Origin of the sequence: Cedecea neteri NBRC 105707 = ATCC 33855, from assembly GCF_001571265.1 — a bacterium.
Taxonomy (GTDB): Bacteria; Pseudomonadota; Gammaproteobacteria; order Enterobacterales; family Enterobacteriaceae; genus Cedecea; species Cedecea neteri.
The window spans coordinates 99877-110509 of the sequence record NZ_BCTL01000026.1 but is presented as its reverse complement, the minus strand read 5'-3'; the positions used below and the strand labels follow the sequence as shown (position 1 = coordinate 110509).

Annotated in this window: 9 protein-coding genes and 1 riboswitch; of the genes, 2 read left to right on the top strand and 7 right to left on the bottom strand. The window is 53.6% G+C overall.

The window, feature by feature from the left end:
- Window positions 1–40: 40 nt before the first annotated feature.
- Window positions 41–892: a glutamate racemase gene (murI, locus tag CNE01S_RS12430; RefSeq protein WP_072279136.1), complete on the bottom strand. Its 852-nt coding sequence runs from the start codon at window positions 890–892 to the stop codon at window positions 41–43.
- Window positions 837–2678: a TonB-dependent vitamin B12 receptor BtuB gene (gene btuB / locus CNE01S_RS12425; protein ID WP_061276386.1), complete on the bottom strand. Its 1842-nt coding sequence runs from the start codon at window positions 2676–2678 to the stop codon at window positions 837–839. The genes murI and btuB overlap by 56 nt, the downstream gene beginning before the upstream one ends.
- A 69-nt stretch (window positions 2679–2747) precedes the next feature.
- A riboswitch (cobalamin riboswitch) is annotated at window positions 2748–2935 on the bottom strand.
- Between the two features lie 124 nt (window positions 2936–3059).
- On the opposite strand from btuB, the gene trmA reads away from it, so the two are divergent.
- The gene (gene trmA / locus CNE01S_RS12420; RefSeq protein WP_061276373.1) at window positions 3060–4160 is read left to right on the top strand and encodes a tRNA (uridine(54)-C5)-methyltransferase TrmA; all 1101 of its coding nucleotides are present in this window, start codon (window positions 3060–3062) and stop codon (window positions 4158–4160) included.
- 40 nt (window positions 4161–4200) lie between these two features.
- Here the strand turns inward: trmA and CNE01S_RS12415 are convergent, their stop codons facing one another.
- Complete coding sequence (locus CNE01S_RS12415) at window positions 4201–4557, bottom strand: YijD family membrane protein (RefSeq protein ID WP_061276371.1); 357 nt, start codon at window positions 4555–4557, stop codon at window positions 4201–4203.
- Between the two features lie 11 nt (window positions 4558–4568).
- Entirely contained in the window at window positions 4569–5210 is a 642-nt protein-coding gene (fabR, locus tag CNE01S_RS12410) for an HTH-type transcriptional repressor FabR (protein WP_039289193.1), read from the bottom strand.
- A 196-nt stretch (window positions 5211–5406) separates the two neighbouring features.
- On the opposite strand from fabR, the gene sthA reads away from it, so the two are divergent.
- Entirely contained in the window at window positions 5407–6807 is a 1401-nt protein-coding gene (gene sthA, locus CNE01S_RS12405; protein WP_061276369.1) for a Si-specific NAD(P)(+) transhydrogenase, read from the top strand.
- On the opposite strand, the gene oxyR is transcribed toward sthA, so the two are convergent.
- The 3 genes from oxyR to CNE01S_RS12390 all read right to left on the bottom strand — a co-directional run bounded on the left by oxyR (window position 6790) and on the right by CNE01S_RS12390 (window position 10618).
- Window positions 6790–7707, bottom strand: a complete 918-nt coding sequence (oxyR, locus tag CNE01S_RS12400; protein WP_061276366.1) for a DNA-binding transcriptional regulator OxyR — start codon at window positions 7705–7707, stop codon at window positions 6790–6792. The two genes, sthA and oxyR, sit on opposite strands and share 18 nt — an antisense overlap.
- 242 nt (window positions 7708–7949) lie before the next feature.
- Window positions 7950–9323 carry an argininosuccinate lyase gene (gene argH, locus CNE01S_RS12395; RefSeq protein WP_061276365.1) on the bottom strand — a complete coding sequence of 458 codons (1374 nt, stop codon included), beginning with the start codon at window positions 9321–9323 and terminating at the stop codon, window positions 7950–7952.
- A 77-nt stretch (window positions 9324–9400) separates the two neighbouring features.
- The gene (locus tag CNE01S_RS12390) at window positions 9401–10618 is read right to left on the bottom strand and encodes an argininosuccinate synthase (protein WP_061276363.1); all 1218 of its coding nucleotides are present in this window, start codon (window positions 10616–10618) and stop codon (window positions 9401–9403) included.
- Window positions 10619–10633: the final 15 nt, after the last annotated feature.

Here is a 10633-nt window from a genome sequence, read left to right as displayed (position 1 = left end):
AAAAAAACTTTCAAGCGCCGTTTTTTTACTCAAAACGGCACTAAAGTGCCAGTTTTTCGAGCCTTTCAAAGCCGTAACGTTGTAAAACGGGCATTAATTGCACAGTTTCAGGCGTGAACGCCATACAATAAGCAATATTCTGATCTGCGGACGCTGCATCCGGCGCTTCATGCTCCAGTAACCAAACGGTACGCCTTGCAATCGCGGCACCTGAATCAATCAGTCTCGTGCCTTCAGGCAACACTTCCAGCAACTCTTCCTGTAATAGAGGGAAATGCGTGCAGCCTAATACAACTGTGTCCGGCGGCTCAGACATCCGCAACCATGGGCGCAAGATTTTACGCAGCTCGTCCAGCGGCACAGGCTCACCATGAAGTTTGGCCTCTGCCAGTTCCACCAGCTCGGCGGACCCCAGCATTTCAATCTTGCATTCGGTCGCGAACCGGGAGATAAGCTCGTGGGTATAAGGCCGCTTTACCGTACCGCGAGTTGCCAGCAGACCCACAACCCCATTTGTCGTCAAACGCGCAGCCGGTTTAATGGCAGGCACAACGCCAACAACAGGGAAGTCGAACTTTTCACGTAAGGCGGGGAGAGAAACAGTACTTGCGGTATTACAGGCGATAACAGCGAGGGCTAAAGGATAGTGCTGCTGCACGGCAGTCACTATTGAGACTACCCGGTCGACGATGAACTCTTCGCTCTTTTCGCCGTAAGGAAACGCCACGTTGTCGAAAGCGTAGATGTAATGAAGATCCGGCAGAAGCTGCCGAATCTCATTGTAGACGGACAACCCACCGACGCCGGAGTCAAAAACCAGCACGGTGGGATGTGCATCAGAAGGTGTAGCTGCCAGACAAGGTGTATTCCCGTCCTGCAGTTTGATAGCCATAAACCGTCTCGTAATCTTTATCGAACAGGTTAGCTATTTTACCACGAACTGTAAGATGTGAGGTGACCGGATAAGACAAACCAACATCCCACAGGCTAACCCCGCCCATTTTTACATCACGTCCATTATCAAAGTCGTTATCGTAGCGCTGCCCGATGTACTGGTAAGCGACGTTCCACCCTAAATCGTAGACTTGCCCAGTGACTTCATATTTCACCTGCTGTTTCGCCCGGCGGTAGAGGACTTTATTCGTCTCATCATCTCGTGGATCTATATATTGCAACGTAAGATGATGATCGATCGGACCTGTCGTCACGTTACCCGTCCACTCCACTCCTTTAATCGTCGCAGCCTTGACGTTGTAATAAGCATTATTGTTATAGCTGATGAGGTTTTGAATCTCATAGCGATAAGCGGAAAGGCGCCAGTCAACTGGGCCGGTCAGCCCTTCCAGTCCTGTTTCCCACTGTTTTGACTCTTCCGGCTTCAGGTTAGGGTTAGAGGCAATACCAAAACGCTCAGCGCCAAATTGCTCCCCAAGCGACGGAGCCAGAAATCCAGTGCCGTAGGACAACGTCGCCCGGTAGCCATCAACAAACTCCCATCCCGCGGCAGTTTGCCAGGTACCGTGCCAACCAAACTGCTGGTCATGGTCTTCACGCCCGGAAGCTTCAAGCGTCACACTGTCTATTTGCTGTTGCCCAGTGAGATACAGCCCGGTGGTATCACGCTTGTAGACATCGGTGCTCGCTGTACCGCTTGATTGAAGCTTCTCTTGCTTCCAGTCAATACCACCGCTAACGGCCCCGTGGCCAACGGCAAGATTGTTTCCCCACTGAATATAGCGCTGCTCCGTCTTATCCAGCGTTGATCCCGGCGCATAGCGCCCATTCAGGCTGCTGTAGTTGTAATCTTTGATACGCTGATAGTTGGCCACCAGTTGAGAAGAATAGGCGCCAGAGTTGAAATGCAGGCCGGTATCCCATGATTGGGTATCATTCTGGTGTTCATCATTGCCACCAGCATAGCCCCAGGATCCTTGATCGTAATCGGCATTCGCCGAGTAACCATAACTGCGGAAAAAACCGGAGAAATTATCATTAAACTTGTGCTGAACACCGCCCCAGAACAACGCATTTCTATAGCCATCGCGATCGCTGTCACCGCTATATGGAGAGCTTGGCTGAACATTAAAGCCCTTCGTTGTTTGGTATGCCCCCGCGGCAGTCACCAGCGTATCACCAAAGCGATGATTAAAGGTCCCATCGTACTGTTGATAACCATGCGTTCCCACGCCCGCATTGATCTGAGAACGTTCGTTATCCTCCATCGTAATAATGTTAACTACGCCGCCAATCGCACCGGAACCATAAACGGCAGAACGTGGCCCGCGAATATATTCAATGCGCTGTACCAATGAGACAGGAATCTGACCGATATCGATTGTGTTGGCAATTCCAGAACGTGGCACCGGGATACCATCAATCAGAACCAACACATGACGAGCCTCTGTACCACGGACAAAAAACGAGGAGCTTTGGCCAAGGCCGCCGTTCTGAGCGATATCCACGCCCGGCAATCTGCGCATCACGTCGTTTAAATCTTTTGACTGCCAGCGGTCGATATCTTCACGTGTGACCACCGAAGTCGGCGCCAGAACGCTATTCACCGGCTGCTGAAAACGATTCGCAGTCACTACCAGGGTATTGTCAGTGTTGCTGTCCTGCGCCCAAACTGAAAAAGCCGTTGCGGACAAAGCCGTCAACAGCGAAACCTTCTTTATCATCATTTATATAAGCATCCGCTTTCGAATAGGATGCCGCAGATATGGCAAATAGCACGCGATAGCCATATCACTTGCGACGTCATTCCGGCAGGTCTTCGGGCTTGGGGGCTTAAATAAGATGAGGACTTCCCGCTTATATAAGAAAGCAGTGTCTGCTTAGTGCGCTCATCTTGCCGTTCCTTACCGCTGCGCGTCAGCCCCAGAATCACACTGGGTTCCCTTTTAACTCTCAGGAGGCCGGAAAAGCCATGCTACCGTTAGGCTTATACGGATGTCCAGACTTCCGGCCGAACTTCTTAACGCGATCGGGCTGGACATCGTGAGTTGAATCCCTACAATCGCCGCGTAGTTTGTATTCATTGACCGACTGGATGGCTAGCCATGACCCCTGAACACCTCCCGACAGATCAGTACGACGCGCAACTGGCGGAAAAAGTCACTCGCCTCGAAGGCATGATGGCGCCTTTTGCCGCACCGGCCCCGGAGGTATTCCGCTCACCGGTAAGCCACTACCGTATGCGAGCCGAGTTCCGCATTTGGCATGAAGGTGATGACCTTTATCACATCATGTTCGATCAGCAGACCAAAAGCCGCATCCGGGTCAACAGCTTCCCGGCGGCCAGTGAGCTTATCAACGCCCTGATGCCAGCCATGCTGGACGGCGTTCGTGATATTCCAGCTCTGCGCCACAAGCTTTTCCAAATTGACTACCTGACAACGCTGAGCAATCAGGCCGTAGTGTCTTTGCTCTACCACCGCAAACTGGATGATGAATGGCAGCAGCACGCCCGGACGCTGCGCGACAGCCTGCGTGCCCGAGGCTTCAACGTGCACCTGATCGGTCGCGCGACGAAAACCAAAATTGAGCTGGACCAGGATTTTATCGACGAGCGTCTGCCGGTTGACGGCAAAGAGATGATTTACCGCCAGGTTGAGAACAGCTTCACCCAGCCAAACGCCGCCATGAATATTCAGATGCTGGAGTGGGCGCTGAGCGCGACAGAAAACGCAAGCGGCGATCTACTGGAACTCTACTGCGGGAACGGTAACTTCTCGCTGGCGCTGGCCCGCAACTTCGACCGGGTGCTGGCAACCGAAATTGCTAAACCTTCTGTTGCAGCAGCGCAGTACAACATCGCGGCCAACAATATTGATAACGTGCAAATCATCCGCATGGCGGCGGAAGAGTTCACCCAGGCAATGAATGGCGTGAGGGAATTTAACCGCCTGCAGGGAATCGATCTTAAGAGCTATCAGTGCGAGACCATTTTTGTCGATCCGCCGCGCAGTGGTCTGGATGCTGACACGGTAAAAATGGTGCAGGCCTACCCGCACATCCTTTATATCTCCTGCAACCCACAGACGCTGTGCGAGAACCTGGAGACATTATCCCAGACTCACAACATCGCCCGGCTGGCGCTGTTTGACCAGTTCCCGTACACACATCATATGGAATGCGGCGTGCTGCTAACGCGCAAATAGAAAAAGGACGCCTCGGCGTCCTTTTTGCTTTTTATCGGGCTTACTCAGCCGCTTCTGATTTGCGGGAACGAACTTTAAACACAATCCAGAACAGCAGAACCACCGACAGAATCGAAGGCACAAAGTTAGATCCAATTACCGGGTATTCAACGCGAACCACTGAGCTGAAAAGCAGCACGCCTAACACAAAACAGGCCGCCGCAAGGCTCGGTAACCCAACTGGCATCGTACGGTTCTGATAGCGCTGATGCAGGCAGTAAACCGCCAGCACCAGAGCGATAATAGGGAATATCGAGAACGGAACAACCGAGCTGAACAGCGCGGCAAAAGATCCGTTAATCGACAGACCAGCGATAAACGCCAGCGCCAGCGTACCTCTATCTTGTAACTGTTTCATTGCTCGTTCCTTCACTCTTCGGATAAATGAGCCAGTGCCATTTTTTCTTGTTCCCGGCGATACCAGTAGTACGCTCCTTTTGAGATCATACGTAACTGCAACACCAGTCGCTCTTCGAGCTGGCGACGCTGTTCGATATCAACGTCCAGCGCTTCGGCACCTGCACTAAACACAATCGTGACCATCGCTTCGGCCTGCGCTTCGGTGAAGCTGCGAGGCATGCGATTTTCGAGTTCTAAATAGTCGGCAAGTTCCGCAATAAAGTGCTGAATTTCGCGGGCAACCGCGGCACGAAACGCCGCAGACGTGCCCGAGCGTTCACGCAGCAACAAGCGGAAAGCGTTAGGGTTATTGCCGATAAACTCCATGAACGTTGACACTGACGTACGGATCACACTGCCGCCTTTGGCGATGCGCTGCCGCGCCTGCCGCATTAACTGCCGCAGCATCAGGCCACTTTCGTCTACCATTGTAAGACCGAGTTCATCAACATCGCGGAAATGGCGATAAAATGACGTTGGCGCAATACCGGCTTCGCGGGCAACTTCACGCAGGCTCAGGCTGGCAAAGCTTCTTTCGGCGCTTAGCTGGCTAAATGCTGCCTCGACTAAAGAACGCCTGGTTCTCTCTTTTTGTTGCGCTCTTACACCCATCATATTGCCTGAATCCTTCAAACAGAGCTGGAACTATATCAGAGAATCAAGCTACCGCTTTTATAGTGTATTGTGAATGATTGTTTACGGAACATTGACCTGTCCAGGCGGGAAAAAGCACAACGAGAATTGGGGAAATGCCCGGTTGATGTTACCATCGTGTTGCCTTTATGTATAAAAACAGGTAAGCCTGACCATGCCACAAACCTACGATTATGACGCAATAGTGATTGGTTCCGGTCCCGGAGGCGAAGGTGCCGCCATGGGGCTGGTGAAACAAGGAGCCAGGGTAGCGGTGATTGAGCGCTACCACAATGTCGGCGGCGGCTGCACCCATTGGGGCACCATCCCTTCGAAAGCCCTCCGCCACGCCGTCAGCCGCATTATTGAATTCAATCAAAACCCGTTATACAGCGACCACACTCACCTTCTCCGTTCTTCTTTTGCCGACATCCTTAACCACGCCGACAGCGTGATTAACCAGCAAACCCGCATGCGCCAGGGCTTTTACGAGCGTAACCGCTGCGAGATGCTGCAGGGCGATGCGCACTTTGTCGATGAGCACACTATCGAGCTTCTGTGTCACGATGGGTCGGTCGAAACCTATACCGCCGAGAAATTTGTGATCGCCTGCGGTTCCCGGCCCTACCGCCCGCCAGAAGTTGATTTTACCCATCCGCGTATCTATGACAGCGACTCTATTCTCAGCCTGCATCATGAACCGCGCCATGTGATCATCTATGGTGCCGGGGTGATCGGCTGCGAATATGCTTCGATCTTCCGCGGGATGAACGTCAAAGTTGATCTGATCAACACTCGCGATCGCCTGCTCGCTTTCCTCGATCAGGAAATGTCGGACTCGCTCTCCTACCACTTCTGGAACAGCGGCGTGGTTATCCGCCACAACGAAGAGTTTGAAAAGATTGAAGGCGTGGACGACGGCGTGATTGTCTCTCTGAAGTCCGGCAAAAAAGTGAAGGCAGATTGCCTGCTTTACGCCAACGGACGTACCGGGAATACAGATTCGCTGGCGCTGGAGAACATCGGCCTGGAAGCGGACAGCCGTGGACTTATCAAGGTCAACAGCATGTACCAGACCGCGCTGCCGCATATTTACGCGGTGGGTGATGTTATTGGTTATCCAAGTCTGGCTTCAGCAGCCTACGACCAGGGACGCATCGCCGCTCAGGCACTGGTGAAAGGAGAAGCCACGGGTCATCTGATCGAAGATATCCCGACCGGCATTTACACCATTCCGGAAATCAGCTCCGTGGGCAAAACGGAACAACAGCTGACCTCGATGAAAGTGCCTTACGAAGTGGGTCGTGCGCAGTTTAAGCATCTCGCGCGGGCGCAAATCGTGGGTATGAACGTCGGGACGCTGAAAATTCTGTTCCACCGTGAGACGAAAGAAATTCTGGGGATCCACTGCTTTGGCGAGCGCGCGGCCGAAATTATTCACATCGGCCAGGCAATTATGGAGCAAAAAGGTGGCGGTAACACCATTGAGTACTTCGTTAACACCACCTTTAACTACCCAACGATGGCGGAAGCCTATCGGGTAGCGGCGCTTAACGGCTTAAATCGCCTGTTTTAGCGCTGAGTCGAAATGGCCATCCATTTGTGTGCGGATGGCCTCTGCCAGCTGCTCATAGCGGCTACGCAGCGGTGACCCAGGACGATAAACCAGGCCGATAGTACGACGCGGCTCTGGTTTATAACACGGCAGATAAACAACACCGTCGCGCTGACGTTCATGCGGCACGGCCAGGGCTGGCAAGAGCGTAATGCCACTTCCTGCAGCGACCATGTTACGCAGCGTCTCTAAGCTTGTTGCCCGGAAATGGGTATCTTCATCCGCGCCCGCTTCAAAGCAAAAGCCCATAGCCTGATCGCGCAGGCAGTGCCCGTCTTCCAGCATCAGCAGCTTTTCACCGGCCAAATCGGACATCGGCACGCGGTCGCGGTTCGCCCACGGATGATCCTGATAAACCGCCAGCACCATCGGCTCATCAAACAGCGGCACCTCGATAAACGCTTCGCTCTCTTTTACCAGCGCCAGAATGGCACAGTCCAGCTTGCCGCTGTCGAGCTGCGCCAGCAGCTGGTGGGTTTGGGCTTCGTGCAGATACATTTCCAGCTTAGGGAAGCTCTGATGCAGCATCGGAATAATTTGCGGTAGCAGGTAAGGACCTACGGTTGGGATCAGGCCGATATGCAGCGGCCCGGACATGGCTTCGCCCTGCTGGCTTGCCATCTCCTTCAACACTTTGACTTCACGCAGCACCGTCCGCGCCTGATCCACCAGCAGCAAACCTGCCTGGGTGAACAGCACTTTACGGCTGGTACGCTCCAGCAGCATTACGCCAAGTTCATCTTCCAGCTTGCGAATCTGGCCGCTCAGCGTCGGCTGGCTAACGTGACAGGCATCCGCTGCCCGACGAAAATGGCGGTGCTCGGCCAGCGCCACCAGGTATTCAAGATCTCGAATATTCATTCTCTATCCTCCTGCGCCACGATAGTTCATGGCGATAGATAGCATAGCAACGAACGATTATCCCTATCAAGCGATGTTGGTGAATAATAGCCAGCAACAGCAAGGCGCATCGCTCTGACTTACCCCAGAACGACGTGCGGCTGCAGAGACTCTCTGTTCTCTGAACCTGACGAATTATTAAAGCCAACGTGAACTTTTAGCGGACAGTATGTCCGCTTTTTTTTGTTCAAATTTCGAGGAGATTAGACCAGGCGCTGCTTCGCGTCGGCGATAGCCTGAGCAACCTGCTTGGGTGAAACACCGCCTTTCGCGGCACGTTTGTCGAGGCAGGACTGCAGTGACAGAATCGGATACACATCGTCGCCAATAACCGCGCTGAACTTCTGCAGATCGGCCAGGGTTAAGGCTTCCAGCGCTTTACCTTGTTTAATCGCTTCGACGACGGCCTCGCCTACAATGTGGTGAGCTTCACGGAACGGTACGCCTTTGGCGACCAGGTAATCCGCCAGCTCGGTGGCGTTGGCATAGCCCTGCTCGGCAGCTTCCTGGCAGCGAGGACGTTTAACCTGAATGCCGTCCAGCACCAGCACCGACATATGCAGACAATCAAGCCAGGTATCGAGCGCGTCGAACAGGCCTTCTTTGTCTTCTTGCATATCTTTATTATACGCCAGCGGCAGACCTTTCAGGGTCATCATCATGCCGGTTAGCGCGCCCTGCACGCGGCCGCACTTGCCGCGGATCAGCTCCAGCGCATCCGGGTTTTTCTTCTGCGGCATCAGTGAAGAACCGGAAGTCACGCGATCGGACAGCTCAACAAAACCGGCTTCTCCAGTGTTGAAGAAGATTAAGTCTTCTGCAAAACGGGACAGGTGAACCATGCCGATAGAAGCGTTGGACAGCAATTCCAGTACATGATCGCGGTCAGAGACGCTGTCGAGGCTGTTGCGGGTCGCGGAAGCAAAACCTAACCAGCCGGCAAGCTGTTCGCGGTCAATTTCATAAGCAGTACCTGCCAGCGCGCCGCTGCCCAGCGGGCTGACGTCCAGGCGCTGCAGAGTACTTTGCAAACGGCTTTCGTCGCGAGCCAGCATCTCAACGTAGGCCAGGCACCAGTGGGCAAAAGTCACCGGCTGCGCGCGCTGCAGGTGCGTATAGCCCGGCATCACGGCATCCTGATTGGCTTCAGCTGTTTCAATTAATGCCTGCTGAACCTCGCGAGTGGCCGCCAGCAGTTCGCTGATTTGCATTTTGCACCACAGCTTCAGATCGGTAGCGACCTGGTCGTTGCGGCTACGGCCGGTATGGAGTTTTTTACCCAGCGCACCGACTTTATCGATAAGCTTGCCTTCCACCCAGCTGTGAATATCTTCCGCATCGCTTTCCAGAATAGCCTGCGGATTAACCTGTACTTCTTCCAGCAAGACTTTCAGGGCCTGCTCAAGCTGCTGTTGTTCAGCTTCAGTCAGCACGCCCACGGTAACCAACGCTTTGGACCAGGCGACAGAACCTACGATGTCTTGCTCAGCCAGGCGATAGTCAAAGCGTAGAGAGTCATTGAATTGCTTAAACCGCCGATCGGCTGCCTGAGTAAAACGCCCACCCCAAAGTGCCATAGTCATGCTCCATTCATCATATTGATATTTGTTTGCCCCTCACGCACGCCCAGCCAGGGAACGCGTGAGGGTAAAAATTACTTCTTAAGTTCGTTCAGCGCACGGATACGAGAAGAGAGCGAGAACAGACGGATAAAGCCGCCAGCATGGCTGTGATCGTAAACTTCATCTTCGCCAAAGGTCGCAAACTCTTCGCTATACAGGCTGTTCGGTGATTTTTTCTGAATCGCCGTCACCTGACCTTTATACAACTGCAGCACGACTTCGCCGTTCACTTCTTCCGCCAGCGACTCGGCAGAGGCCTGCAGAGATTTACGCAGCGGTGCAAACCAGCGGCCATCGTACACAACGTAGGACATTTCGAGACCCAGCTGCTCACGCCATTTGAAGGAATCGCGATCCAGCACCAGCTGCTCAACACCACGCAGCGCGGCCATAATAATCGTGCCCCCTGGGGTTTCATAGCAGCCACGGGACTTAATGCCCACCAGACGGTTTTCTACGATATCGATACGGCCAATACCGTGCTTAGAACCAATCGCATTCAGGGTTTCCAGGCACTTGAACGGGCTCATCGCTTCGCCGTTTACGGCAACAACTTTGCCCTGTTTAACGGTAACGGTCACCTGCTCGGCCTGATCCGGCGCTTCCTGCGGGTCAACGGTCCACACCCAGCAATCTTTGTTCGGGGCATTCCACGGGCTTTCCAGCACGCCGCCTTCGGTAGAAATATGCCAGGCGTTTTCGTCACGGCTGTAGATTTTTTCCAGCGAGGCCGTTGTCGGGATATCACGCTCTTTCAGGTAGTCGAGCAGCGCTTCACGAGAACGCAGGTTCCACTCACGCCACGGCGCAACAACCTTCAGATGTGGAGCCAGCGCGGCCCAGGTAGATTCAAAACGTACCTGGTCGTTACCTTTACCGGTCGCACCGTGGCACAGCGCATCTGCGCCCACTTTGTTCGCTACATCTACCAGCGCCTTAGCGATCAGCGGACGTGCCATAGAGGTGCCGAGCAGGTAGCTGCCTTCATACAGTGCCCCGGTCTGTAGCACAGGGTAAACATAGTCGCTGATAAACTCTTCACGCGCATCGACCACGTAGCACTCAGAAGCCCCGGAGCGCAGCGCTTTCTGCTCAACGCCTTTCAGATCTTCACGATCCTGGCCGATATCTACCACGCAGGCGACAACTTCGCAGCCGCCGTAGTTTTCTTTCAGCCAAGGAATGATGGCTGAAGTGTCGAGGCCGCCAGAGTATGCGAGAACGATTTTTTTGATGCCGTGATTTTGCATTGTCTTGTCCTTGTT